The 24,901-nt window shown below is 42.5% G+C and carries 27 protein-coding genes; 11 read left to right on the top strand and 16 right to left on the bottom strand.

The features are described 5' to 3' along the window. Positions 1-2 precede the first annotated feature (2 nt). The gene (locus ABID56_RS10150) at positions 3-863 is read left to right on the top strand and encodes a DegV family protein (protein ID WP_354220835.1); all 861 of its coding nucleotides are present in this window, start codon (positions 3-5) and stop codon (positions 861-863) included. A gap of 45 nt (positions 864-908) precedes the next feature. On the opposite strand, the gene ABID56_RS10145 is transcribed toward ABID56_RS10150, so the two are convergent. The 3 genes from ABID56_RS10145 to ABID56_RS10135 all read right to left on the bottom strand — a co-directional run bounded on the left by ABID56_RS10145 (position 909) and on the right by ABID56_RS10135 (position 3,355). Beyond that, positions 909-2,390 carry an MFS transporter gene (locus tag ABID56_RS10145; protein ID WP_354220833.1) on the bottom strand — a complete coding sequence of 494 codons (1,482 nt, stop codon included), beginning with the start codon at positions 2,388-2,390 and terminating at the stop codon, positions 909-911. A 142-nt stretch (positions 2,391-2,532) separates the two neighbouring features. After that, positions 2,533-2,817 (bottom strand): YppG family protein, encoded by a 285-nt coding sequence (locus ABID56_RS10140; protein ID WP_354220831.1) that lies wholly within the window; start codon positions 2,815-2,817, stop codon positions 2,533-2,535. Between the two features lie 67 nt (positions 2,818-2,884). Beyond that, positions 2,885-3,355, bottom strand: coding sequence for a MarR family winged helix-turn-helix transcriptional regulator (locus ABID56_RS10135; RefSeq protein ID WP_354220829.1), 471 nt, complete (start codon positions 3,353-3,355; stop codon positions 2,885-2,887). A 131-nt stretch (positions 3,356-3,486) separates the two neighbouring features. Between ABID56_RS10135 and ABID56_RS10130 the strand changes: the two genes are divergently transcribed. Together ABID56_RS10130 and ABID56_RS10125 are read left to right on the top strand one after the other, a co-directional pair. Then, a complete protein-coding gene (locus ABID56_RS10130) occupies positions 3,487-4,104 on the top strand; it encodes a class I SAM-dependent methyltransferase (protein ID WP_354220827.1) in 618 nt (205 codons plus the stop codon). An 87-nt stretch (positions 4,105-4,191) separates the two neighbouring features. After that, the gene (locus ABID56_RS10125) at positions 4,192-5,490 is read left to right on the top strand and encodes a globin-coupled sensor protein (RefSeq protein ID WP_354220825.1); all 1,299 of its coding nucleotides are present in this window, start codon (positions 4,192-4,194) and stop codon (positions 5,488-5,490) included. A 40-nt stretch (positions 5,491-5,530) separates the two neighbouring features. Here ABID56_RS10125 and ABID56_RS10120 read toward each other — a convergent pair whose 3' ends face one another. After that, positions 5,531-5,863 carry a hypothetical protein gene (locus tag ABID56_RS10120; RefSeq protein ID WP_354220823.1) on the bottom strand — a complete coding sequence of 111 codons (333 nt, stop codon included), beginning with the start codon at positions 5,861-5,863 and terminating at the stop codon, positions 5,531-5,533. A 98-nt stretch (positions 5,864-5,961) separates the two neighbouring features. Here ABID56_RS10120 and ABID56_RS10115 point away from each other — a divergent pair, with 98 nt between their 5' ends. From ABID56_RS10115 to ABID56_RS10095, 5 genes are all read left to right on the top strand, one after another. After that, a complete protein-coding gene (locus tag ABID56_RS10115; protein ID WP_354220821.1) occupies positions 5,962-6,957 on the top strand; it encodes an LLM class flavin-dependent oxidoreductase in 996 nt (331 codons plus the stop codon). A gap of 15 nt (positions 6,958-6,972) precedes the next feature. Then, positions 6,973-7,638: a VOC family protein gene (locus tag ABID56_RS10110; RefSeq protein ID WP_354220819.1), complete on the top strand. Its 666-nt coding sequence runs from the start codon at positions 6,973-6,975 to the stop codon at positions 7,636-7,638. Between the two features lie 8 nt (positions 7,639-7,646). Next, on the top strand, positions 7,647-8,471 hold the full coding sequence (locus ABID56_RS10105) for a polysaccharide deacetylase family protein (protein ID WP_354220817.1): 825 nt from the start codon (positions 7,647-7,649) through the stop codon (positions 8,469-8,471). 132 nt (positions 8,472-8,603) lie between these two features. Next, positions 8,604-9,257: a peroxiredoxin gene (locus tag ABID56_RS10100; protein WP_354220815.1), complete on the top strand. Its 654-nt coding sequence runs from the start codon at positions 8,604-8,606 to the stop codon at positions 9,255-9,257. A 153-nt stretch (positions 9,258-9,410) separates the two neighbouring features. Beyond that, positions 9,411-11,207: a M3 family oligoendopeptidase gene (locus ABID56_RS10095; protein ID WP_354220813.1), complete on the top strand. Its 1,797-nt coding sequence runs from the start codon at positions 9,411-9,413 to the stop codon at positions 11,205-11,207. A 234-nt stretch (positions 11,208-11,441) separates the two neighbouring features. Here ABID56_RS10095 and ABID56_RS10090 read toward each other — a convergent pair whose 3' ends face one another. Continuing rightward, positions 11,442-11,945, bottom strand: a complete 504-nt coding sequence (locus tag ABID56_RS10090) for a GNAT family N-acetyltransferase (RefSeq protein ID WP_354220811.1) — start codon at positions 11,943-11,945, stop codon at positions 11,442-11,444. Positions 11,946-12,081: 136 nt separating this feature from the next. Here ABID56_RS10090 and ABID56_RS10085 point away from each other — a divergent pair, with 136 nt between their 5' ends. Both ABID56_RS10085 and ABID56_RS10080 read left to right on the top strand, forming a co-directional pair. Continuing rightward, positions 12,082-12,444 carry an ArsR/SmtB family transcription factor gene (locus tag ABID56_RS10085; RefSeq protein ID WP_354220808.1) on the top strand — a complete coding sequence of 121 codons (363 nt, stop codon included), beginning with the start codon at positions 12,082-12,084 and terminating at the stop codon, positions 12,442-12,444. Then, positions 12,441-14,531, top strand: coding sequence for a heavy metal translocating P-type ATPase (locus ABID56_RS10080; protein ID WP_354220806.1), 2,091 nt, complete (start codon positions 12,441-12,443; stop codon positions 14,529-14,531). The genes ABID56_RS10085 and ABID56_RS10080 overlap by 4 nt, the downstream gene beginning before the upstream one ends. Positions 14,532-14,568: 37 nt before the next feature. Here the strand turns inward: ABID56_RS10080 and hisC are convergent, their stop codons facing one another. Genes hisC through hisZ form a run of 9 tightly spaced genes read right to left on the bottom strand, consistent with a single transcriptional unit; the run spans position 14,569 to position 22,105 of the window. After that, positions 14,569-15,624 carry a histidinol-phosphate transaminase gene (hisC, locus tag ABID56_RS10075; RefSeq protein ID WP_354220804.1) on the bottom strand — a complete coding sequence of 352 codons (1,056 nt, stop codon included), beginning with the start codon at positions 15,622-15,624 and terminating at the stop codon, positions 14,569-14,571. Continuing rightward, entirely contained in the window at positions 15,617-16,249 is a 633-nt protein-coding gene (gene hisIE / locus ABID56_RS10070) for a bifunctional phosphoribosyl-AMP cyclohydrolase/phosphoribosyl-ATP diphosphatase HisIE (RefSeq protein ID WP_354220802.1), read from the bottom strand. The genes hisC and hisIE overlap by 8 nt, the downstream gene beginning before the upstream one ends. Positions 16,250-16,254: 5 nt before the next feature. Further along, a complete protein-coding gene (gene hisF / locus ABID56_RS10065) occupies positions 16,255-17,013 on the bottom strand; it encodes an imidazole glycerol phosphate synthase subunit HisF (RefSeq protein ID WP_354220800.1) in 759 nt (252 codons plus the stop codon). Beyond that, positions 17,007-17,726 carry a 1-(5-phosphoribosyl)-5-[(5-phosphoribosylamino)methylideneamino]imidazole-4-carboxamide isomerase gene (gene hisA / locus ABID56_RS10060; RefSeq protein ID WP_354220798.1) on the bottom strand — a complete coding sequence of 240 codons (720 nt, stop codon included), beginning with the start codon at positions 17,724-17,726 and terminating at the stop codon, positions 17,007-17,009. Before hisA ends, hisF begins: the two co-directional genes overlap by 7 nt. Beyond that, a complete protein-coding gene (gene hisH / locus ABID56_RS10055; RefSeq protein ID WP_354220796.1) occupies positions 17,723-18,328 on the bottom strand; it encodes an imidazole glycerol phosphate synthase subunit HisH in 606 nt (201 codons plus the stop codon). The genes hisA and hisH overlap by 4 nt, the downstream gene beginning before the upstream one ends. 11 nt (positions 18,329-18,339) lie before the next feature. Continuing rightward, positions 18,340-18,930 (bottom strand): imidazoleglycerol-phosphate dehydratase HisB, encoded by a 591-nt coding sequence (gene hisB, locus ABID56_RS10050; RefSeq protein WP_354220794.1) that lies wholly within the window; start codon positions 18,928-18,930, stop codon positions 18,340-18,342. Between the two features lie 11 nt (positions 18,931-18,941). After that, the gene (hisD, locus tag ABID56_RS10045) at positions 18,942-20,231 is read right to left on the bottom strand and encodes a histidinol dehydrogenase (protein ID WP_354220792.1); all 1,290 of its coding nucleotides are present in this window, start codon (positions 20,229-20,231) and stop codon (positions 18,942-18,944) included. Then, positions 20,221-20,874 (bottom strand): ATP phosphoribosyltransferase, encoded by a 654-nt coding sequence (gene hisG, locus ABID56_RS10040; protein ID WP_354220790.1) that lies wholly within the window; start codon positions 20,872-20,874, stop codon positions 20,221-20,223. The genes hisD and hisG overlap by 11 nt, the downstream gene beginning before the upstream one ends. Next, a complete protein-coding gene (hisZ, locus tag ABID56_RS10035) occupies positions 20,861-22,105 on the bottom strand; it encodes an ATP phosphoribosyltransferase regulatory subunit (RefSeq protein WP_354220788.1) in 1,245 nt (414 codons plus the stop codon). The genes hisG and hisZ overlap by 14 nt, the downstream gene beginning before the upstream one ends. A 126-nt stretch (positions 22,106-22,231) precedes the next feature. Here hisZ and ABID56_RS10030 point away from each other — a divergent pair, with 126 nt between their 5' ends. Next, on the top strand, positions 22,232-23,017 hold the full coding sequence (locus tag ABID56_RS10030; RefSeq protein ID WP_354220786.1) for a histidinol-phosphatase HisJ family protein: 786 nt from the start codon (positions 22,232-22,234) through the stop codon (positions 23,015-23,017). 221 nt (positions 23,018-23,238) lie between these two features. On the opposite strand, the gene ABID56_RS10025 is transcribed toward ABID56_RS10030, so the two are convergent. Continuing rightward, positions 23,239-24,054 (bottom strand): DUF368 domain-containing protein, encoded by an 816-nt coding sequence (locus ABID56_RS10025; protein WP_354220784.1) that lies wholly within the window; start codon positions 24,052-24,054, stop codon positions 23,239-23,241. Positions 24,055-24,131: 77 nt separating this feature from the next. Then, a complete protein-coding gene (locus ABID56_RS10020; protein WP_354220782.1) occupies positions 24,132-24,896 on the bottom strand; it encodes an ABC transporter ATP-binding protein in 765 nt (254 codons plus the stop codon). Between the last annotated feature and the right edge of the window lie 5 nt (positions 24,897-24,901).

The raw sequence follows: 24,901 nt of genomic DNA, 5'->3' as shown, positions 1-24,901 counted from the left end.
TCATGTCTTTTCAAATCATGGTTGATGGTGGAGCCGATTTACCACAAAGTTTTGCCGACAAATTTAACGTCATAACGATTCCGTTAAACATTCACTTTAACGACGGCGTTTACAAAGGTGGTGTTAATTTAACGACAGAACAGTTTTACGAGAAACTAAAAGATGAAGGGGATTTAGCTAAAACATCGGCCCCAAGTCCAAATGAATTTTACGATGCTTTCAAAGCGGTTGATGCAAATACGCCTATTTTACTCTTATCTTTATCGCAAAACTTAAGTGCCACATACCAAAACGCTGTCATCGGGCGTGATATGTTATTAGATGAAGAGCCGGATCGACAAGTTGAAATTATTAATACGAAGACCGCATCTTGTGGCATGGCACTTCTAGCAAATGAAGTCGTTAAATTAAAAATGAAACAAATGGACTTTCAAGAAATTGTTGATACGATGAAACAAAACGCTGAACGAACCGTCACGCTCTTTTCACTTCGCACAGTGGAAAATTTAATCAAAGGCGGGCGTCTTGACCGTTTCCGTGGGGCGATTGCGAAAACATTAAATATTAAACTATTAATGCGCGCCTCTGACGAAGGCGAAATTGAAGTCACTGAAAAAATTCGCGGTGAGAAAAAAGCACTTCGGCGTTTAGTCGATCAAATCGGCGATTATTCAAAGTCATTAGAAGGTAAAACGATTGTGATGTCCCAAAGCCGCTGTCACGACAAAGCGATAGATATTATGAACCAAATTAAAGAACGCTACCATCAAGATGAGGATCATATTGTCGAAATGGGGCCTCTCATTGCCAACTACGCAGGTGAAGGCGGCCTCGTCATTTCATTCTTACGCGATGATGTTTAAACGAAAAAAGGCACGTCGAGCAATACTCGGCGTGCCTTTTTCCTTTTATTCTTTAGGTTGTGGGGCAGGTGAAATCAAGGCAAAAATCGCAGCAATAACCGGGAAAATAACAGCGATTAAGATGATTTCTGAATAACCACCAAGCCAGTCATAGAAAATACCAAACGGAAGTGGCCCAAGTGCTGATCCGACAACCATGACAGATTGCGCCACACTCCTAATACTCCCTAAATGCTGTTTACCGAAATAATTCGGCCAAACAATATTAAGCGTAATTCGCTCAAAGCCATGCACAACACCCCAAATGACGCCGTAAATAATAAAGCCCGCATTCGTAGATGTTTGCCACAACCACAAAATCGCCACAATATGAAGCATGAACGTGACAGACAACACGACATTTACTTTAAACTTATCAACTAAATACCCCGTCACAAAGGTCACTGGAAAGCCGATAATCGCCATTAACGACAACACAATCGCTGACACTTCGACCGATAAGCCTTTACTTTCCGAAATCGATACGAGGTGAAATGTAATTCCTGTATTCGTTAAAGCCGGAACACTAACACAGAACAAAATTAACCAAAAGGCGCGTGTCCTTGCAGCTTCACGCAATGTCCAATTGACTTCGTTATCATCAAGCGGGGCTTCTTCCGTCGTCACTTCTTCCGAGCTGTCCTGCCTTTGTCCCACTTGGAATTGGCGTTTTCGCATGACATAAAATGCCGTGATCACAAGCCCTGTAAAGAGTAAAATACGCCAAAACGCTGATGGTAACCAACCGATTACGTCGATGAAAAATGTCTCGACAGGCGGAATTAATGTCACTAATACGAGTAACGCGAGACCGATCAATATATATGACGGCAAACGTGTTGGCAAGCGACGTTGTGGCGTTTTTGCAGATCCATCAATTACTTCACCTATATCTGCCGGCTTATTGCGTACGACTAGTAATACAGCTGGAATGAAGATAACTAAAATCGCGACACCCCAAAACACCCAAACCATACGCCAATCAAACGTTTGAATTAAATAGGTATTCAATGGGGGTAATAACGCTGCACTTGCGAAACCACCAATCGTCATGACACTTAACGCCCGTCCACGTTTACGCATAAACCATTGCGGGACAAGTGTATTTGGCACTAACGTCATCGACCCTTGTCCAAAAATCCTTAACATAAAGAAGCCAAAAAACATCATAACAGGTCCGACGATTAAAGCATTCCAAAATGTCGCAAAGGCAAGGGATAATCCAATGACAATCATCATAATCCGTTGTCCATATAAGTCTGTTAACTTTCCGATCGTAAATAATAGAAATCCAGCACACAACGTCGCTGCTGAATATAACCCTGATACGAGTGACCGCGAATAATCAAATGATTCTATGTAATATTCTATGAAAATCGAAATCGCATAAGTCTGTCCTGGCCCAGAGAAGAATACACCTAGGGCGGCGACTGCCACAACTAACCAGCCATAATAGAAATTCGTCTTAATCGGTGGTTGACTGCTCATTTTATATCAAACCCTCTTTTGTGAAATCATTCGTAACCCTAATTAGTTTAACATAATCTAAAGATGATTAGAATCCAATTGTCAAAATAGACGCACAAAAAACGCCTCATTATGACATATCATAACAGGCGTTAAGGTTGGCTTATTTCGGACGAACAATAGTTGATAAAGACTTCACAATCGGTGTGATTTGTTGACTTAATTGCATCACTTGCCCCAACGTTTTAAACACTTTATCCATATCAAGCTCGCCATTTTCATTTTGGAAATACTGCCACAAAATAGCCGACTGATTCGTTACACCCGGAACATCATCAATCATCCATGGGGTATAATCATTGGCATAAGGTGTCATTTCTGGTGCGATTGTTGGATCATAATAATAAACAACAGGACTCACCCAATGGTCATTAAAAGTGTTAGTCATGATGCTAACCCCTCTCTTGCTTAAGCGTCTTTATCTTCACTATATGTTTATTAGACATAGGTGTGCATCACGCATCGTCATGCATATGTTGTTCGGCTGAGCGTCCAAGCTTCTTAATTAAGTCAATCGCTTGGCGTTTCTCATCATCAGACAATCCGTCCATGAATTGTTCAATAGCCTCCCAATGTTTCGGGAAAATATCATTTAATAGCTGACGACCTTCATCAGTCATCTCAGCATACGTGACACGTCTATCTTCAGGCGATGGTACACGTTGTAATAAGCCTTTCGCTTCTAAATTATTCACAACATACGTAATACTGCCGCTCGTCAACAAAATCCGTTCCCCGATTTTTTGCAATGGCTGGCGACCACGGTGATACAGTAATTCAAGTAACGCAAATTCACTCGGATTCAGTCCGTATCTCGTCATATCGTGTTGGGCTAGATGATTAAGCGTGCCGGACGCTTTTGACATGACAACAAATAACTTTAACGATGGGTCTTCTTTTCGTGCTCTGTATTCTTCTTCGTTCATCCTCATCATCCTTTATGTATAATACATTAATTATAAAATTTTCCTGCCGACCCGTCAAAAACAGGTTTATCTTTTCATCACGAGTTGCATTTGGCATAATAAGCAATAGACAATACCGAGGAGGTCTACACATGATTGACGATACAGGTGAGCGCGTCATCCCGAAAAAGATGGACCCGCTTAACCCTTTACTGCTTGAACATATTGCCCGATACCAATTTGCATTACCATACTTACACGGACGCGTCTTAGACTTATCGTGCGGCGCAGGATACGGCAGTCATATGATTGCCAAACGACGAAAGAAACAAGTTGAGGAAGTCGTCGGTATCGATCTCGACCCTGACATCATTCAATACGCTAAAGGCGAATACTATCATCCGAAAACCCAATTTGTCGTCGAAAACGCAATCGATGAAACACTGATCGACCGCTACGGCACATTTGATGCGATTGTCAGTTTTGAAACGATTGAACATATCGCCGAAGAAAAAGCCTTACTCGATAATTACAAACGGTTACTCAAGCCAGGAGGTACATTAATCGTCTCAACACCATTCGGACAAGGTCGCGGGAAACCGTGCGGCTCACCGTTTCACGTGCACCAACTCACGATAGCTGAATTTCACGATTTATTTGCTGATTATGAACACGTCGACTTTTACTATCAAAACGGTGTTCTCATCGAACCAGGTCGTGAAGGCGTCCATTCCCCATTAGGTATCGCCGTTGCACAATCGACAAAATAAGACAAATTGCTTAACGCGCATTTACTTTCCATTCATTTCTTATTATACTAATATCAATAGAAATTGATTTTAGGAGTGTCGCGATTAATGTTTAAGCGCCAAAAGCAAAGTGAACCTGTACTGAACCCGGATGCCTACGTACAACAAGTCAAAATGGACACGAAACAAAATGCTGATTTAACAAAACAATTAAAAATGGTCAACATGACGCATCGAGATCTAGCCACATTAAGAGCGTTAAAGCCACTAGTCTCAGAACATATTGATGCCATCGTCTCACAGTTTTACAAAAACATCGAACATGAACCATCACTTATGCGTATTATTGAATCAAACAGCTCAGTGGAACGATTGAAAAAGACGCTCACACGTCATATTCAAGAAATGTTTAATGGCGTTATCGACGAATCTTTTGTGGAACAACGAAAATACATAGCATACGCTCATGTCAAAATTGGTTTAATGCCGAAATGGTATTTATCCGCATTCCAAGACTTACTCAATTCATTTCACGAGATTTTCTTCGACCATTTCGACCATATCGATGACATTCGCAACGCGTTATCGGCCACTTCGAAGATATTAAACATCGAACAACAACTCGTTCTAGAAACGTTTGAACATGAAAACAATCGTGAACGCCAGGAACAATATGATCAACAGCAACAATTAATCGAAGAGATCGATCGTATGTCAGATGAGCTCGTCGCTATTTCCCAGCAGACAGATGCCGCCACGAAGCAATTACTCGAACATTCGAATGAAATCCGATCTTTCTCACAGACAACCGTTGAAACAGCTTCTACTGTCGAAGAGCAATCGAACACGGGTAAATCAGAGTTAGAAAAACAACTCGACCAAATGAACGATATCGAAAAACAGATGAATACGATTTATAGCGAAATGAACGAACTTGAGACAGCGTCATCGAAAATTAACGAGATTTTGAATTTCATTACCGATGTCTCAGAGCAAACGAACTTACTATCACTTAATGCGTCCATTGAAGCAGCTCGTGCGGGAGAGTTAGGTAAAGGGTTTGCCGTTGTCGCAGAAGAAGTGAAAAAACTATCGGAACAGACACGCGGTTCGATCGATAACATTACAGAATTAATCAATACGACAAACAAACAAATCAAGCAAGTCTCTCATAGCGTCGCTGACACCACGTCATTAATTCAACAAGGCAGCGAAAAGATGAAGCATACGGACACATTCTTCAATGATATTTTAACGAACACACGAGAAAGCAAGGCGATGAATGATGAAATGGGACAAAAACTAGCGCATATTAACGAGATCATTCAACAATTAAGCGAATCATACGCTGAAGTTAACCAATCAGCCGAAAGCCTCGCATCCCTTGCGAAAGACTATAAGCATTAGAAAACAGGCATGCCCTCCACTTGATGAAGGCATGCCTGTTTTAATTTAATCGTCTTTCAAACCATACCCAACTAAATAATCGGTATAGTGGGTAGATAAGGACGAATGCGTATGCGACGGAAGGGACGTCGATAACCGTTAAGAATAAGACAAAGAGCACGATAAAGATTAACGTCATCATGTTAGCGTAACGACCATTAAACGGGGTCGCATCAAAAAACATCGACGCTTTTTCTTTTTTCTCTTCGACCCGCTTCTTAAAGCACGATTCATGATACGGGCGCACAGTCATCTTCACATTCGCCGTACGCAAATCGGTTTGGTTTTCGATTGGTTTTTGACATCGGTGACACGTTACAGTTTTCGTTCCCATCATTTTCCCCTCATTCTATAGGCAAATCAATTGAATTTTCCCAGCAAATCTCAAACAATTATAATCATAACTTATTTTGAAAAGGGTGTCGATTCACAATGTTAAAATTAAGCGTACTCGATCAATCACCATTATTACATAACGAAACGCCACAAAACGCGTTACAACAAACGTTGACGTTAGCCCAACATGCTGACGAATTAGGGTATACACGATATTGGATGAGCGAGCACCATAGCACGGTCATTTTAGCCGGCTCAGCTCCAGAAATGATGGTTCCCATTATCGCAGCGCACACGAAGCAGATCCGTGTCGGAACTGGCGGCGTCTTGCTTCCCCATTATAGCCCATTCAAAGTGGCTGAACAGTTCCGCGTGTTAGAAGCGATGTATCCTAATCGTATAGATTTAGGTATTGGGCGCGCACCAGGCGGCCAACCTGGCGTTTATTACGCCTTAAATAGAGGAAAATACCCCGACACAGCTAACTACTCAACTGATGCTGGTCATTTAATCGATTATATTCTTGGTCACGACCCTCAAGGTTATCAAGTACAAGCCACACCGATGAGCCCAACGACACCGCCTGTTTGGATGTTAGGGTCTAGTGGTTCAAGTGCTCAAACAGCAGGTGAGCTCGGCACATCATACACATTCGCCCAGTTCATCAATCCAGATGATGGACGAGAAGCTGTCCAGCGCTATTATGATCACTTTATCCCGTCACCACTTCAAGAAGACCCTTATGCGAGTGTCGCTGTTTTCGTCGTCGTTGGTGATACCGATGAAGAAGCGGAATACTATGCATCAAGTTTAGATGTCGCGCTTTTAATGGCTGATCAAGGACAACGACGTGGCCATTTCCCAGACCCTGAAGAGGCTAGTCAACAATCGTTCACCCATTTCGAACAAAAACGAATTGTCGAAAATCGTGGCAGGATGATTGTCGGCAGTGTCGAAAGTGTAAAACAGCAGCTGATTGATTTAGCGGCACACTATCAAGTCAATGAGATTATGGTTAATTCAATCGTTGCGCCTTTCGAAAAACGGTTAGAAGCGTACGAAAAATTAGCCGGCGCATTTCAATTATCATAATTGGGAGGGATTACTATGACGGCATTCGATCATCTCGTCGTCCATTCATTCAATCCAGACGTTCATCAACAAACGTTTTCGGCAATTCATCAATTAAAAGGAGTGCCAGGTGGGCAGCACGAGCATTGGGGAACGTTTAATCACCTGGCGTTTATGACCAATGATTGCTATATCGAATGGTTAGGCGTGGAAGACGAAACCATCGCACGGCATTCGGATAACCCACTCATTCAAACGACGATCGATGCGTATGATGCACGTAAAGAAGGGCCGATTCAATTCGCCTTGCGCGTCGATGATTTAAACGGTGTCATGGAGCGATTACGCCATCATCATATAGCATTCTCAGGACCGTTTCCCGGCAGTCGCACGAAACCTGACGGAAGCGAACTTGCTTGGCGCATGCTTTTCCCGCACGATGAAACGCTAAACCGCCCTCTTCCCTTTTTAATTGAATGGGATGGCGACATAAATCGTCCAAGTGATGCGACGTTCATTAATCCAACATCATTTTCGTCGATAACAGTTGGTACCGATGATCCTGAACGTTATGTGAATCAGTTACAAACGATTGCACCAGAAGCCACATCGCCATCCGGTTTATTATTAGACAATGGTACCATAACGATTGAAGACGGCGACCATCTCACCGCTCACTTTGAATCGATTACATTTAAGTAGAGGTTATTATGGCAAAACATCTTATTCTATTAATCAGTTTAAGTTTCATATTATCTGCTTGTTCACTTGCGATGTCTAATGCGAATAACATGAGCGACTCAAAGCTAACCAGAAAACAAACACCACACCATACGACAACGATTGACCTTACCCCATTTGAACGAGAACCTTCTGAATGGGGTGAGTTCGTCGATGGAGTGAAAACGACGTTAGATACTAATGAGAAAAAAATCGCCCTAACATTCGATGCGTGTGGCGGTGCTCATGGGAATAGTTATGATGACGAACTCATCTCATTTTTAATTGAACACAACATTCCTGCCACACTCTTTCTAAACAAAGATTGGATCCAGCACAACAAGGACATTGCTAAGTCTTTAGCTGACAATCCACTCTTTCAAATCGAAAATCACGGTACACATCACCAACCGTTATCAGTAACAGGTCGAGAAGCGTATGGCATAGCTGGTACGCACTCAGCACAAGCTGCCCATGATGAAGTGATGATTAATCAAGATTATATCGAATCGGTGACTGGTGAGAAGCCTGATTTTTTCCGCTCTGGAACAGCGCATTATGACGATGTTGCGGTTGATTTAGTCGAACAACTCGATTTAGACGTCGTTAACTACGACATTCTTGGCGATGCTGGTGGCACTTACTCAAGTGATGAGGTCGAACAAGCGTTACTCAAAGCCAAACCCGGCTCGATTGCTTTATTACATATGAATCAACCGAATAGCGACACGAATGAAGGCATTCGCCAAGCGATTCCTCAACTGTTAGAAGACGGATTTGAATTCGTTAAATTAAATGATGCACCACTTGAATAATAGATTGATATAAAAACGACTCATATATGGGTCGTTTTTTTTGCTTTTTGAGTATCGATTTGTTACAGTAAGTATATAATAAAACTAAGTAAGTTTATCAGAATTATACACTTTAAGAAGGAGCGATGTTTGATGAGCGATGAACAGCATTACACATTACCGCGAATTGGTGACCATGCCCCTTATTTCGAAGCCAAAACGACGCAAGGGACAATTAAATCGACAGATTACGAAGGCAAATGGTGGGTATTATTTTCACACCCAGCTGATTTCACCCCTGTATGCACGACCGAATTCGTTGCGTTTCAAGAAATTTTACCAGAGTTAAAAGAGTTAAATACAGAGTTGATCGGTCTTAGTATTGACAGCAATCAGTCACACCTTGCATGGATTCGTAACATTGAAGATAATTTTAATGTCAAAATAGAATTCCCCGTGATTGCTGACTTAAGCAAAGATGTTGCAAGCAAATACGGCATGATCCATCCAAACGATAGCGGAACAGAAGCGAACCGTGCGGTGTTTGTTATTGATGATAAACAACAAATTAAATCGATCATTTATTATCCACTTACTACAGGACGTAACATGGCTGAAATCGTCCGCTTAGTCAAAGCGTTACAAACAACAGCAAATCATCAAGTCTCAACACCAGCCAACTGGACACCGGGCGACCAAGTCCTCGTTCCACCACCTGCTACCCAAGCAGATGCTGATGCACGCGCTAACGATGATAGCCTCGAAGTCGTCGATTGGTATTTAGCAAAGAAACATTTAGATGACTAATAAACTGTTAAAATCGCGCAATGATTACATTGCGTGATTTTTTATATTTTTAATTACTTCAGGTTTCGAAATTTTCTTCACTCGAATTAATTTCTATGCTATACTGTCGTTGTATTATTAAGAAAATTATGAAATAAGTAGGAGGTTCGAACGATGCCACAAACGAGTTACCCGATCACATGGGATTTGGAGACCTTTTTCCAAGGCGGTAGCGATTCAGAAGAATTACGCCGTCATTTAGACGAAACGAAAGATCGTCTGAACACATATGCTGACAAACTAAACGCCTTCGACACACCGACTTCGAGTTCAGAAGCTGACCAGATCGCAGCCCTTATCGAAGAAGGTTCGGACATTAGCCAACATATTCGCCAAGCAGGAGCTTATATTACCTGTTTAGAAGCGCAAGACATGAGTGACCATAAGGCAAGTACCTTACGAAGCGAAGTAACCGAACTGAATGCGACATACAGTGCAGCATTCAATCGCTTTCGCCAAAAGCTAGCCCAAACAGAAGAAAGCGTATGGCAAGCCTTATTAGAACATGACAAACTAGCTGAGCTATTTTTTGTTTTAAATGAATGGCGTGAAGCAGCAGCGGAACAACTATCAGAAGATGAGGAAGCACTTATTACTGCTTTATCTGTCGATGGTTATCACGCATGGGGTCAAATGTATAACACGATTGTCGGGGAAATGACTGTCGATGTAACCGTTGATGGTGAAGAGAAAACATTATCTGTCGGCCAAGCGAACAACTTATTGTCGCACGAAAACCCAGACGTCCGAAAACACGTCTATGAACAATTAGAAGCCGCATGGAAAGAAAAAGAATCTTTATTCGCCAACACGTTAAATCATTTAGCAGGCTTCCGTTTAAATGTTTATGATAAACGCGGTTGGGACAACGTCTTAAAAGAACCACTCGATATTAATCGTATGCAACAAGACACGTTAGATGCGATGTGGGGTGCAATCACCAAACATAAACAACCGTTCGTTGACTTTTTATATCGTAAAGCGGATTTACTCGGCAAAGAGACGTTAGAGTGGTACGACTTAGGTGCGCCAACACAAGAAAACAACCAAACGTTAACATATGACGAAGGCGCTCAATTTATTTTGAAACACTTTAAACAATTCAGTCCAAAATTAGCTGATTTCGCTGAGCATGCGTTTGAAAACGGGTGGATTGAAGCGGAAGATCGTTCAGGCAAACGCCCAGGCGGCTTCTGTACTGGCTTCCCATTAAGCGGTGAATCTCGTATCTTCATGACGTACAGCGGTTCGATGTCTAACGTCGCTACGCTAGCACACGAACTCGGTCATGCGTTCCACACTCACGCATTGAAGCCCGTTCATCCACTGAATCGCCGTTACGCGATGAATGTCGCTGAAACGGCATCGACGTTTGCGGAAATGATCGTGGCTGATGCGTCAGTGAAAGAGGCTGAAACAGATGAAGATAAAATCGCGTTATTAGAAGACAAATTACAGCGCAGTGTGGCATTTTTCATGAACATCCACTCTCGTTTCTTGTTCGAGACACGATTTTATGAAGAACGCCGAAATGGTTTCGTGCCGGCCGAGCGTTTAAATGAATTAACAGATGAAGCGCAACGCGAAGCATATCAAGATGCCGTGAACTCAACGAGCCCAAGTTATTGGTCGAACAAACTACATTTCCATATTACAGGCGTTCCGTTTTACAACTTCCCGTACACATTTGGTTATCTATTCTCGTTAAGCATTTATGCGAAGGCGCTTGAAGAAGGTGTGAGTTATGAGGATAAATATATCGCCTTACTACAAGATACCGCGCGCATGACGGTGGAAGAGTTAGCAATGAAACATTTAGGCGAAGACATTACACAAGAAGCATTCTGGGAAAAAGGTATCGAACTGTGCAAACGCGATGTTGAAGAGTACTTGAATTTAACAGCTAAATAAATTATAGAGCTTGTGACAAACCCAATTCAGTAAAGTAAAACCCGGACGATTTAATTAAAAAATAAATCGTCCGGGTTTTCTGCTTAAAGTACTTATCACAACGCCATCCTTGGCATGACAACATTTTCCGAGGGAGTCTACGCATTTTGATTCCGCTTTATAAGTGCTTAACTCTTATGTTGCTTACACATTTAGCTTTTGTACAATTGAATCCCCTTCTATCCCAAGCTCTATTTATGAACGCTCGACTCTCTTTTCATAATAATAGAATGGCTCTGTAAAATCGCCGTGGTATTGTTGATCGACTAATGTGTATTGGCCTTTTTGGAATAATTTTAACGCTGCTTTATTTTCGCCATTTGTATCCGTTCTGATGTACGGAATGCCTTGTTCAGCCGCTAATTGTTCTGCAAAGTGATAAAACGCTAAACCTACCCCACGCTTCCTCGCACTCGGCGAAACGGCCAAACGCTTCAAACAAAGAAACGTATCTGCTTCTGACCACGCAATCTCATGGTACTCTTCATGGCCATGATCACTAATACAAGCTACACCAATCACGTCTCCGTCTTGTTCATACACATACAGCTCTCGATTATGTAAATCCTTCTCATAATGCGAACGAAGTGGATAAGTCTCTCCCCACTGAGATAACCCAGCGCGTGCCATGACATCCTTCGCCTCATTTACAACGATTTCAATTTGGTCTAAATCGTGCTTTGTCGCTTCTCTTATCATGTTGATCACCTTAATCATTTTTTATTAGTTTAACATCTCATCACACTAACGTGAACGAGGGGGGATTGACATTCAAATGATTGTTTGAATACACTATATTCAAACAATCATTTGAATGAAAGAAGGCGAATGACCGATGAAATTAGCAAATTGCGCATCAGATATCACCGAAGATCAATTAAAACACGTATATCATAAGGTCCACCAAACCAATACCTCTTCCGTTTCAAACCTATTTAAAGTCTTAGCTGATCCGACGCGTGTCAAGATCGCCCAAGCCTTAACAATCGAAGACGAGCTTTGTGTCTGCGATGTTGCAGCAATTATGGAAGTATCTGTAGCAACAGCATCCCATCACTTAAGAACATTAAAACAATACGGCCTGACGAACGTCCGAAAGCAGGGGAAAATTAGCTATTACTCTCTAGACGACCACCATATTGTTCGGTTAATTCAAATGGCTGTTGAGCACGAAGAAAAACTGGAGGCACTATCATGACAGAAGAAACGTATTACGTCCAAGGCATGTCTTGTTCTTCATGCGCGAAGACATTTGAAGAGAACGTTAAAGCGATTGATTCTGTTAACGATGCGGACGTTAACTTTGGCGCATCAAAAATTACCGTTTACGGAGAAGCGTCTGTTGATGAACTCGAAAAAGCTGGATCATTTGAACAGCTCGCTATTTCAAAAGAATTCACCCAAACATCATTTGATTTAAAACAAACGTTAGCATCTAATTGGAACTTACTCATTGCAACATGTCTACTCGCAATCGGGCTATACGGAATGTTCCAATTCGGGGATCATCATCCGTTTACCGTGACGACTCTCATTGGCTCTATTGCTATTGGCGGCTATTCATTAGTCATCACAGGCCTCAAAAATTTAGCGAAGTGGCGTTTTGATATGATGACGTTAATGACAATTGCTGTTATCGGAGCAGTTATAATCGGCGAATGGGTCGAAGGTGCCGTCGTCGTCCTTCTGTTTGCAATCAGTGAATGGCTTGAAAAATATTCGATTGACCGTGCTCGCTCATCTATTCAATCGCTCATGACGATCGCACCTGATACAGCAACCGTCAGACGAAACGGTCACGAAGAAACAGTTAAAGCAAATGACATAATCATTGGCGATACGATCATTATTCGACCTGGTGAAAAAATCCCCGTCGATGGCACGGTGACAGCCGGTGAATCATCGATTAACCAAGCAGCCATTACCGGTGAATCAGTCCCTACCTTTAAAACAATGGATGATAGTGTTTATGCTGGCACGTTAAATGAGGACGGCTATTTAGAAGTAGCAGCAACGAAACGCGCCGATCAATCAACCCTTGCGAGAATCATTCACCTAGTCGAAGAAGCACAAAATGAAAAAGCGCCTGCGCAACAATTAATCGACCGATTCGCAGCGTACTACACACCACTGATTATGATCATTGCCCTCGGCGTCGCAACGATTCCGCCTGTCGTGTTCGGATTAAGTTTCGAAACATGGCTTTATCAAGGGCTTGCGGTCCTTGTCGTCGGTTGTCCGTGTGCTCTTGTCATTTCCACCCCCGTCGCCATTGTAACGGCGATCGGAAGCGCTGCTCGGCATGGCGTCTTAATTAAAGGGGGCTCTTATTTAGAAACACTTGGTCGAATTAAAGCTATCGCATTTGATAAAACAGGGACCATTACACAAGGAAAACCAGCTGTACAAAATTTTCACCTTTTCAGCAATCAGTTAACGCCTCAATCTTTTTTTCAAATAGCGAGCGCGTTAGAGGCGAAATCACAGCATCCATTAGCTCAAGCAGTCATCCAGTATACTGACAACCAATTCGGCCTAAACGACTCACATTCTGTTGAAGCGTTTAAATCACTAACTGGAAAAGGAATTCAAGGTCGAATCGATGGCCAGGATTACACCATTGGTAGTCCGTCAGTGTTCACTCTATCACCCGAGAAACAATTGGCTGTCAATGAAGCTCAAGAACAGGGGCATACGGTTATTTTAATGAGTCAAAACGATAACTTACTTGGCTTCATCAGCATTGCCGACCCAATTCGTTCAGCATCAAAACATATGATTCAAGAATTATCTGACGCTAAGTTAACCCATTCGATTCTATTGACGGGCGATCATGATAAAACCGCCCAATCAATTAGTAAGCAAGTCGGCATTCGTCACTTTATTGCGAAACTATTACCCGCAGATAAGCAAACCGAAGTGAAGAATCTACAACAATCATACGGTCAGGTTGCGATGGTCGGCGATGGCGTTAATGACGCGCCTGCCTTAGCCACCGCTGATGTCGGGATTGCGATGGGAAGCGCTGGGACGGATGCAGCGTTAGAAACGGCTGATATCGCTCTAATGGGAGATGATTTGTCGAATCTACCTTACACCGTGCGTTTAAGTCGTAAAACACTTAACATTATTAAACAAAATATTATCTTTGCATTGAGTACGAAAACATTAGCCTTACTTCTCGTCATCCCTGGTTGGCTCACGTTATGGATTGCGATATTAGCTGACATGGGCGCCACAATACTCGTCACATTAAATGCCTTACGATTAATGAATAACCGATAAACAACGCCGCGAGGTTGACGTGACCTCGCGGCGTTGTTTACACCATATTTTCTATGGCATCTATCAATTTTGTCATCTCATCATCCGTGCCGATCGAAATCCGAACGAAGCCAGTTAACCCTGGTTTATTAAAATATCGAATATAAATACCTTGTGCCTTCAATTCATTGTACAACACGTCTGCCTCAATCCCGACAGGTTGTACAAACAAAAAGTTCGCTTTCGAATTCGACACCCAAAAACCTAAACCTTTTAATCGTTCAGTCACCCAATCTCTTGTCACGACAATATCACTTAACACCTGGTCATAATATGCATCATCTGCTAAGGCCTCTTCTGCCCCAGCTAAAGACACGCGATTCATCGTATATGAATTAAATGAATTTTTAATTCGCTCTAAACCTTCGATCAAACCAGTGTGTCCAATCGCATAGCCGATACGCATACCAGCTAAAGCATGGGACTTCGATAACGTCTTGGTGACGAGTAGGTTCGGGTATTGCGTCGTTAATGCTACAGCCGACTCAGCCCCAAATTCGACGTACGCTTCATCGACTATCACCACTTGAGCTGGATTCGCTTGAACGATCGACTCTACATCACTTAATGATAACGCTAGCCCTGTCGGTGCGTTCGGATTAGGGAAAATGACACCTCCGACAGACTGCTTTAAGCCATCGACTTGAATAGATAAATCATCATTCAGCGGGACTTGCTCAAACGGAATATCATACAAATTAGCATACACTGGGTAAAAACTATACGTAATAGCCGGCATTTTAATCGTTTGATCAGGCTCGAAAAAGGCTTGAAACGCAAAGGCTAGCACCTCATCTGACCCGTTACCGACAAATACTTGATCTGATGTGACATGCTCACGTTCGGCTATAATCGCCTTAAGACGCTCAGCTGTCGGACTCGGATATTTCCGTAAATCACTCGTTATAGAGTCCTCCATCGCTTGAATCGCTTTTGGTGATGGCGGGTACGGATTTTCATTGGTATTTAACTTAATAATATCTGTCTCTGTCGGCTGCTCACCTGGAACATAAGGTTCAGCTTCTTGAACTGTCCGACTCCAAAACTTACTCATCCGAATCCCCTTTCATGCGTTCAGTTAATACGGCTTTAACGTCTTCAATCGTAAGACCTCGCATAGCCATTAACACGAGTGTGTGATAGATCAAATCTGCTATCTCCATCGATAAGTTTTCGTTATCTTTATTTTTCGCGCCAATAATGACTTCGCCAGACTCTTCACTAATCTTTTTCAAAACTTTATCGACGCCTTCATCAAATAAATAGTTTGTATAAGATCCTGACTTAGGGTTGTCACGACGGTCTTGAATCGACTCGAATACCTCTTGGATAATTTGGCGATCATAATGAGGTTTCTCGCCTAAGTCGACTTCACGATAAAAACAACTGTTTGCGCCGGTATGACATGCGGGACCGATTTGTTCTACTTTCACGAGCAATGCGTCTTGGTCGCAATCATAGTATAATTGTTTCACATGTTGCTCGTGACCAGATGTGGCTCCTTTTTGCCATAATTCATCACGACTACGGCTGTAAAACCACGTTCGTTTCGTTTCAATCGTTTTATTTAGCGATGTTTCGTTCATATAAGCAAGCATGAGGACCTCACCCGACGTTACATCTTGTACGATGGCGGGGACGAGTCCTTGCTCGTCGAATTGTATGTTTAACGATTCCATTGTGATCACCCTAACCTTATCGGAAGTTCATGGTTATATAAATAGTGTTTTAATTCGGTAATGTCGATTTCATTAAAGTGAAAAACAGAGGCGGCTAGCGCAGCATCAGCCTGACCTTGTGTTAATACATCAAGAAAGTGTTCGCTTTTGCCAGCTCCACCTGATGCGACGACAGGAATATTAACGCGCTCACTCAGCATCGCCATCACATCACTCCGGTAGCCTTCTTTCACACCATCTGTATCCATGACGTTTAACACGATCTCCCCGGCACCACGTTTTTCACCTTCTATCGCCCACTCTAACAAGGTACGGCCCGTATTCTCACGGCCACCTTTAACAAACACGTACCATTCACCGTTTTCTTCTTTCGCATCAATCGATAGCACGACACATTGATTACCGAAGCGAACAGACGCCTCATCAATTAACGACGGATTGTGAACAGCGGCACTATTAACGGATACTTTGTCCGCACCAGCATTTAATACAGCGCGAAAATCGTCAACCGAACGAATACCACCGCCGACCGTGAACGGGATGTGCACTTCTTCTGCGACGCGTTCGACAACGTCTAGAAAAATATTTCGTTTTTCGTGCGATGCCGTAATGTCATAAAAGACGAGTTCATCAGCACCTAATTCACTATAACGTTTACCAAGTTCAACTGGGTCTGCGACGTCTTGAATATCGGCAAATTTTTTCCCTTTCACGACGCGCCCATCTTGTACGTCTAAACATGGCACTATGCGTTTCGCTAACATGTTGAAGACTCCTTCATGATCGCTTCTAGCGTGACTTTGTTTTCGTATAAAGCTTTCCCAACGATTGCGCCGTACAATTTAATGTCGCTTAACGCGCGAATATCTTTAAGCGATGAAACGCCACCAGAGGCAATAACATTAAGGGCGGTTGCTTCATTCATTTCGTACAAAGCATCGACATTCGGTCCTTTCAACATGCCATCTTTCGCGATATCGGTATAAACGATCGTCTTCACACCATAAGACTGCATTTGGGTCGCAAAATCGACCGCTTCTAAGTCAGACGTTTCGAGCCAACCATCAGTCGCAACATAACCCTCGCGCGCATCAATCGAGACGACAATACGTTTACTGCCAAATTGTTTCACGGCATCTCGGGCAAAGGTAGGGTCTTTCACCGCTGCTGTTCCTAAGATGACACGTTCAACGCCTGCATCTAACAAAGATTGAATCCGGTCGAGGTCGCGGACGCCACCGCCGACTTGAACGGGGATCGATACATGATTCGCAATCGTTTCAATGACGCCGACATTTTCCGATGGGTCTCCTTTCGCAGCGTCTAAATCGACTAAATGCAAATAACTCGCACCCGCGTCTTCCCATTGCCTTGCCATCTCAAGCGGATCACCGTAAACTGTCTCGTCATTGTAATCGCCTTGCTTTAACCGAACACACTGTTTGTTGCGCAAATCGATCGCTGGAAAAATCCTCATCTCACCATCTCCCCGAAATTCTTTAATAACTGCATGCCGACACGCGAACTTTTTTCTGGGTGATATTGCATACCCATTACGTGATCACGTTTCACGGCTGATGTGAACGTATCACCATACGTTGTTTCATGCAAGATATCATTTTCGTCCTTAGCGCGTGCATAATACGAATGAACGAAATAGACATAATCACCATCTTGAACACGATCATTTAAGGGTGTTGTCTGTTTTAAACGTAATTGATTCCAGCCCATATGCGGCACTTTTTCACGACTTGAAAAACGAACAATCTCACCATCAATCAATCCTAAACCGTCATGTTCACCATGTTCATAGCTTTTATCAAATAACAATTGCATACCAAGGCATATACCTAGCAATGGCTTACCGTCATTCACTTGACTAACAATTTCATCAACAAACCCTTGCTCGCGTAGCCGTTTCATCGCTTCACCGAACGCACCGACACCGGGTAAAATGATGCCATCTGCTTGCGTGAGTTCACGCGGATTACCTGTTATATACGAATCGATGTTTAATAACGTTAGGGCATGCTTCACGTTTTTTAAATTACCTGCTCCGTAATCTATTATTGCAATCATAGCGTATCTCCTTATTCCGACAATGTCCCTTTTGTAGACGGTACACTGCCGTCGTCATCATGGACTGTGACAGCCTCTTTTAACACACGACCAAATCCTTTGAAAATTGATTCAATGATATGGTGGTTATTCGAACCATGCATTAACTTAATGTGTAACGTCACGCCTGCTTGATTCACAAACGCGCGGAAAAATTCTTCGACGAGTTCAGTATCAAATGTGCCGACTTTTTCGGATAATTCATCGACATCAAAGACTAAATATGGCCGATTAGATACGTCAATGGATACTAAGCTCAAGGCTTCATCCATCGGCGTAAAATCAGAAGCGTATCGTTTAATACCACGTTTGTCGCCAAGTGCTTCTTTAAAGGCTTGTCCTAAAACAATGCCGACGTCTTCAACTGTATGATGATCGTCAACATAAACGTCTCCATCTGCTTTTGCGGTGAGATCAAACGATCCGTGTGCCGCAAATAACGTCAGCATATGATCGAAAAAGCCAACACCTGTATCGACTTCGACTTCTTTTTTGCCATCGAGGACATATGATAACTCAATCGCTGTTTCACTCGTGTTACGCGTGATCATCGCTTGTCGCATGCTAAAACCTCCTACTTTTCATCAAACCGAATTCGAACGGCATCGCGGTGACCGTCTAATCCTTCTTCGCCTGCGAATTGTTCGACTTGTTGTCTCACTTGTTCCAATGCGTCATCTGTATAATAAATGACACTCGATTTTTTCATGAAATCATAGACGCCGAGTGGTGATGAGAATTTAGCCGTTCCATTCGTTGGTAATGTATGGTTTGGACCAGCAAAATAATCACCGAGCGGCTCTGGTGTATAATGGCCAAGAAAGATTGCGCCAGCATGTTTAACACTCGGCAACCATTCAAACGGATGAGAGATTTGCAACTCTAAATGCTCTGGTGCCCACGCATTCACAAATGTCATCGCCATTTCAAGGTCTGTTGTAACGTAAATAGCACCCTGATTCGTTACCGATTCTTGTAAAATCGCTTGACGGTCACGTGTTTTCATTTGCCTCTCCACTTCAGTTTGTATCGCTGAGGCTATCGCTTCACTCGTCGTGACGGCTACAGCTGAAGCTAGCTCGTCATGCTCCGCTTGTGCGAGCAAATCCGCTGCAACGTATGCCGGATTGGCTGTTTCATCTGCGACGACGCAAACTTCACTCGGCCCGGCAATCATATCAATCCCCACATCACCGAAGACGTATTTTTTCGCTCGAGCGACATACGCATTACCTGGGCCAACAATTTTATCAACTGGCGTAATCGATTCTGTCCCATACGCTAATGTCGCAATACCGTGCGCACCACCGATTTTAAGAATGCGACTCGCCCCTGCTAAATCAGCCCCGACTAACGTCATCGGATTAACCGTCCCATCTGGCTGAACAGGTGTCGTCACAGTAATGTCGCTCACTCCAGCAACGACAGCTGGCATAATATTCATAAGCACCGTCGACGGATAGGCTGCTTTACCGCCGGGCACATAAACGCCAATACGAACAATCGGTGTAACTTGTTGGCCTAACCAAACACCATCTGCATTGTGCGAATACCATGACGTCTCTTTTTGTTTCGCATGATACGTCTGAATGTTTTCTTTCGCTTCCGTTAAAACAGCCATCATGTCATCGCTAACGCGTGTATAGGCTTCTTCTATCTCTTGAGCTGAAACGACGACATTGTTTAAATCGACACCGTCCAACGATTTAATATAACCGCGAACCGCTTCGTCGCCATCGCGTCTAATCGTTTGAACAATCGACTTAACGCGTTCATCAATCACATCATACTGAACAGCGTCGCGATTTTTTCGATTGGTGACAATTTCAGCGATATCTTGTTCTTCAATCACATTAATCTTCATCCGTGACACGTCCTTTGTTATCGATAATAGCTTTTACTTGGTCAATGACGGGACGAATAGAGGTTCCTTTTGTTTTGAAGCTCGCTTTATTTACGACGAGTCTCGCACTAATCGACAGCATCGTTTCTAGCACATCGAGATTGTTTTCTTTCAGTGTATTCCCCGTTTCGACAATATCGACAATGACATCGCTTAACCCAACAAGCGGGGCAAGCTCAACCGACCCGTTTAATTTAATCGTTTCCACTTGGCGTCCTTGTGATTGGAAGTAGTCATTCGTAATTTTCGGGTATTTTGTTCCTATAGTTAACGGCTGGTAATCTGATAAATCAGTACCTGGCTTACCTGCCACCGCAAATTCGCAGCGCCCAAAGCCTAGATCGACCAGTTCAAACACATCAGCTCCCGCTTCAAGCAATGTATCTTTACCTGCAACACCCATGTCGGCAGCGCCGTTTTCGACGTAAGTGCCCACATCCATCGCTTTCACTAAAATTAACTCATACTGGCCATCATCACTTAAAAAAGTCAGTTTACGCGATTTCTCGTAATAAGACGAAAATGTAATGCCAATTTGTTCAAAAATCTCAAGACTAAGATCCGCTAAACGTCCTTTTGCTAAGGCGATTTTAATCGGTTCCATACGTTATGCCTACTTTCGTTAAGACTTGATCGATTGTTTCAAATGGTTGTTTGTCACCGTTGATATTGACCGTTTTAGAGACAATATCAATGATGATACTCGATTCATCAACAACATCATCTTCATAAGCAATCGAGGTGACAATTTGGTTTTGTCGCAATGACTGGGCCAAACTAAACGCCTCTTTTGTCGTCGTATGATTCGTCAAAATGACAGCTTGGTTTGGCTCTTCTAACTGCAATGTTTGCTGTTGTTTAACAATACGAAGCAAATCATCAATATAAACGCCGAAGCCAATGGCACTCGATTCTAAATTAAAGTAAGTCATCAACTGATCATAACGACCGCCTTGAATCACTGGTTTACCATACCCTTCAACATAACCTTGAAACATCACACCAGTATAGTAATTCAAATGATTGACTAAGCCTAAATCGATCGAAATATAGTCGGCATAACCTAGTTCGGTTAAATGCTCAACTAATCCTGTTAATTGATCGAGTGCTTTTGCCATTTGATCATTGATGGCAACCGACTTCGCATCTTTTAGCACGTGATTCGCTTCACCGAATAAATGCGGCAGCCGTAATAATGCCTGTTTTACTTCATCACTTACTTGCAATGACTCTAATAAATCGCTTAGTTCGTATTCATTTTTTGCTTCGAGTTTTGCTTGAATTAACGCCTCTGTCTCAGCATCTAATTGCGCTTCATCCATGAGTGCTCGGAAAAAACCTGCTTGACCTAGCTCGAGTTGAATATCACTCACTTCAATTTGTTTCAACGTATCAACGGCTAAAATCACCATTTCTATATCATTTAGTTCACGACCGTCATCAAACCACTCAACACCCACTTGTGAAAATGAGCGCGATGTTCGATCTGATTCGCCGCTTTCCATGCGAAAAATATTGGTGACATAGTACATTTTATTTAATAATGGCATGTCTGATTTAGCTTGAGATGCCATTCTAGCAATCGGTACTGTCGCATCTGGTCGTAGCACGAGGACTTTCCCATCCGTATCAATCAACTTGATCATCTGGTCATCATTCATCGTTCCTGGTATATTCATAAATAAATCATAGTATTCAAATGTTGGCGTTTGAATGGGTTGGCATCCATAATGATGGTAGAGTTGTTTTAACCGATCGATTATCGTTTGTTTTAACTCATACTCTTGCGCATACAAATCAGTTACCCCTTGTGGTAACGGTTGGTTTAATGCCATAATTTCCACCCTTTATCACTCTATTAGTTTATCACTTTATCAGAATAAAGTTTATGTTTTATATTTTAACGATTGCGTCGTGTCCTGTCAAGCTATTAAAATAAGACCGTTAGAAAGGATGATACCATGTTTGATAACCATATGCACTCTAATTTCTCTGCCGATTGTGACGCACCGATGGAAAGCATGATTGAGGCGGGTATCGCTCGCGGTGTTCAAGAATTGTCATTCACTGAACACATCGATTACGACTATCCTGACCCGTCGATTCACTTTGATGTCGACCTCGAACGTTATCATCAATCCATCCGTTCGATGCAACAACAATACGGCGACCAAATCACGATCCGTAAAGGGATAGAACTCGGGTTCCAACCCCATTTGACCGAACGATATCAACAACTACTGCAACAGCACTCATTTGATTTTGTCATTGGCTCAATGCATACGACAGACAACAAAGACTTACACTCTGGTCGACTATTTGAAGGCCAATCTTTAAACGACGCGTATGAAAAATATTATACCGAATTATTCGAATGTGCGAAGGCTTTCGATGGTTTTAGTATTTTGGGCCACATTGACTTAGTGACCCGTTATAAATACGAACCAGGTGTGTATCATTTTCATGATGTGATTGAAGAAATTTTTAAAGTGATCATTCCTCGTGGACAAGGAATTGAAATTAATACATCGGGCTATAAATATGGCATGGACCGCGTGCACCCAACGCGTGATATTTTGAAAATGTATTATGATATGGGCGGCGAGATTGTGACGGTTGGTTCTGACGCGCACAAACCAGAACGCGTCGGCGACCACATCGAATCAAGCTATGACCTACTGCGTGATATCGGATTCAAATACGTCACAACATTTGATCAGCTCAAACCGACTTTCCACCGTTTATAATCAAGAGTTGCTCAATTATGATCTAGAGTCACTCATTCCATAGAGAAAGTCGCTCAATTAAAACTTAACTCACTCTATTATAACGCAAAGCTGCTCAATTCATAGCCAGTCTCGCCCAATTCATAGCAAACACGCCCAAATAAATCGAAGAACGCACAATAACTTGTAATAAAAAAACTGAGTCACCCTACTTTTATAGTAGGATGACCCCGTTTTCTTCTTTATCCTTGATGCTCTAACTTCCCGAGCAACACAGCGACATAAATGCCGACACCAATAAGAGCAACACTTATAATATTTAATATAAAACTCGGCTGAAACCCTGGATACACCACGACAACAGATCCGACCACGAGTCCAATAATCAACGCATACATTTGATAAAAATAATGCGTTAAAAAATAACGTATAATTTTACTCATCACTAACAGACCGAATCCTATACCAAGCGCTAATGGAATCAAGCCTTGAATAATAACATCACCTAAAACGTACGTAAACGTCGGGTACATGCCGACAATAAGCAACAACATCGATCCGCTAATACCAGGCAAAATCATTGCCGAACTTGCCAGCCACCCTGATAAAAACAACAATACATACGTTCTAGCATCAAACGTTGTTATCGCATCGGATACGCCTTCTTGGAAAAACGCCATTGACGCGACAAGAATAGCTGCTAATACAAATAAACTATAATGCGTCGCCCCAAACGTCGACGATACATTCGCTTTCTTTAACAACATCGGAATAATCCCAATGATAAGACCGATAAATAAAAATTGAATTTGATTCGGATAATGTTCAAACAACCAATCAATCGCATTGGCAAGCGTAAACAACGCGAATAATACACCTACTCCTAATGGAATTAGAAAGGCAAAATGTTTCTTCCATTCGCGCGATAATACACCATTAATGGCTTCAATTAATCGTTGATAAATACCTAATACAACAGCGATCGTTCCACCGCTCACACCAGGGACAATATCACTAATTCCCATTAATATACCACGATATATATTACGCCATTCCATACATGTGTCATCTCCCATTCATAGCTACGTACTCTTGTCTATTCTATTATACATAACATGATTGACGGAAGATGCCTTTAGAGTAAAATTTGTGGAATATTTTTTGTCGGATGACGAACAATTTCAGGAGTCGTTTGGTAAACCGTCGCGAGCGTTTCCGTCGTCAAAATATCATCGCTCGTTCCTTCTTTCACGACTTCCCCTTTGTCCATCAAAATTAACCGGTCACAATACTGCGCTGCTAAATTCAAATCGTGCAATACCATTAAGACGGTTAAACCTGTCCGTTTTTGCCAATCTTGCACTAAGTTAAGCACTTCTGTTTGATACCCAATATCTAAATAAGACGTCGGCTCATCGAGTAATAATAAGTCCGGTTCTTGTACCATCGCTTTCGCAATCGCTACACGTTGGCGTTCACCACCACTAAGCGTATCGAGCATTTGATCTTGCATATTTGAAAGTCCTGTAATCGCTAAAACGTCTTGTACCCGCTTCATATCGTCGTCACTTTCACGCTGGAAAAATTTCAAATGCGGATAACGCCCCATCATGACCGCATTCAGCACTGAGATCGGGTAAGGCGACAACCCATCTTGCGTTAACACAGACACTCGTTGGGCCCGTTTTTTATGTGACCACCGTTTGATCGGCTGACCATCTAAACGCACCTGCCCGCCTGTTGTATCATACACACCTGAGATCAACTTCATTAACGTCGATTTACCTGCCCCATTCGGTCCGATTAAGCCGAAGCATTGCCCCTTCTCAACATCAAAAGAGACATCTGACACTAACGGTTGTGCATCGATCATTTTCGTAACATGTTGTAGCGATAACATAGACA

This window comes from Alkalibacillus flavidus (assembly GCF_040545925.1).
Taxonomy (GTDB): Bacteria; Bacillota; Bacilli; order Bacillales; family Alkalibacillaceae; genus Alkalibacillus; species Alkalibacillus flavidus.
Note: the sequence above shows the minus strand (reverse complement) of the source record. Positions and strands in the feature narration are given on the sequence as shown.

Bases quoted from the DNA above. Each gene is read 5' to 3' on its own strand.
- hisA (WP_354220798.1), bottom strand. From the start codon at position 17,726: ATGAGGATTTTTCCAGCGATCGATTTGCGCAACAAACAGTGTGTTCGG.
- ABID56_RS10150 (WP_354220835.1), top strand. From the start codon at position 3: ATGTCTTTTCAAATCATGGTTGATGGTGGAGCCGATTTACCACAAAGT.
- ABID56_RS10030 (WP_354220786.1), top strand. From the start codon at position 22,232: ATGTTTGATAACCATATGCACTCTAATTTCTCTGCCGATTGTGACGCA.
- hisH (WP_354220796.1), bottom strand. From the start codon at position 18,328: ATGATTGCAATAATAGATTACGGAGCAGGTAATTTAAAAAACGTGAAG.
- ABID56_RS10085 (WP_354220808.1), top strand. From the start codon at position 12,082: ATGAAATTAGCAAATTGCGCATCAGATATCACCGAAGATCAATTAAAA.
- ABID56_RS10125 (WP_354220825.1), top strand. From the start codon at position 4,192: ATGTTTAAGCGCCAAAAGCAAAGTGAACCTGTACTGAACCCGGATGCC.
- ABID56_RS10095 (WP_354220813.1), top strand. From the start codon at position 9,411: ATGCCACAAACGAGTTACCCGATCACATGGGATTTGGAGACCTTTTTC.
- ABID56_RS10100 (WP_354220815.1), top strand. From the start codon at position 8,604: ATGAGCGATGAACAGCATTACACATTACCGCGAATTGGTGACCATGCC.
- hisZ (WP_354220788.1), bottom strand. From the start codon at position 22,105: ATGGCATTAAACCAACCGTTACCACAAGGGGTAACTGATTTGTATGCG.
- ABID56_RS10115 (WP_354220821.1), top strand. From the start codon at position 5,962: ATGTTAAAATTAAGCGTACTCGATCAATCACCATTATTACATAACGAA.
- ABID56_RS10140 (WP_354220831.1), bottom strand. From the start codon at position 2,817: ATGACTAACACTTTTAATGACCATTGGGTGAGTCCTGTTGTTTATTAT.
- ABID56_RS10130 (WP_354220827.1), top strand. From the start codon at position 3,487: ATGATTGACGATACAGGTGAGCGCGTCATCCCGAAAAAGATGGACCCG.
- ABID56_RS10020 (WP_354220782.1), bottom strand. From the start codon at position 24,896: ATGTTATCGCTACAACATGTTACGAAAATGATCGATGCACAACCGTTA.
- hisF (WP_354220800.1), bottom strand. From the start codon at position 17,013: ATGTTAGCGAAACGCATAGTGCCATGTTTAGACGTACAAGATGGGCGC.
- hisD (WP_354220792.1), bottom strand. From the start codon at position 20,231: ATGAAGATTAATGTGATTGAAGAACAAGATATCGCTGAAATTGTCACC.
- ABID56_RS10120 (WP_354220823.1), bottom strand. From the start codon at position 5,863: ATGGGAACGAAAACTGTAACGTGTCACCGATGTCAAAAACCAATCGAA.
- ABID56_RS10105 (WP_354220817.1), top strand. From the start codon at position 7,647: ATGGCAAAACATCTTATTCTATTAATCAGTTTAAGTTTCATATTATCT.
- ABID56_RS10080 (WP_354220806.1), top strand. From the start codon at position 12,441: ATGACAGAAGAAACGTATTACGTCCAAGGCATGTCTTGTTCTTCATGC.
- ABID56_RS10135 (WP_354220829.1), bottom strand. From the start codon at position 3,355: ATGAACGAAGAAGAATACAGAGCACGAAAAGAAGACCCATCGTTAAAG.
- hisB (WP_354220794.1), bottom strand. From the start codon at position 18,930: ATGCGACAAGCGATGATCACGCGTAACACGAGTGAAACAGCGATTGAG.
- hisG (WP_354220790.1), bottom strand. From the start codon at position 20,874: ATGGAACCGATTAAAATCGCCTTAGCAAAAGGACGTTTAGCGGATCTT.
- hisIE (WP_354220802.1), bottom strand. From the start codon at position 16,249: ATGGAATCGTTAAACATACAATTCGACGAGCAAGGACTCGTCCCCGCC.
- ABID56_RS10145 (WP_354220833.1), bottom strand. From the start codon at position 2,390: ATGAGCAGTCAACCACCGATTAAGACGAATTTCTATTATGGCTGGTTA.
- hisC (WP_354220804.1), bottom strand. From the start codon at position 15,624: ATGAGTAAGTTTTGGAGTCGGACAGTTCAAGAAGCTGAACCTTATGTT.
- ABID56_RS10090 (WP_354220811.1), bottom strand. From the start codon at position 11,945: ATGATAAGAGAAGCGACAAAGCACGATTTAGACCAAATTGAAATCGTT.
- ABID56_RS10025 (WP_354220784.1), bottom strand. From the start codon at position 24,054: ATGGAATGGCGTAATATATATCGTGGTATATTAATGGGAATTAGTGAT.
- ABID56_RS10110 (WP_354220819.1), top strand. From the start codon at position 6,973: ATGACGGCATTCGATCATCTCGTCGTCCATTCATTCAATCCAGACGTT.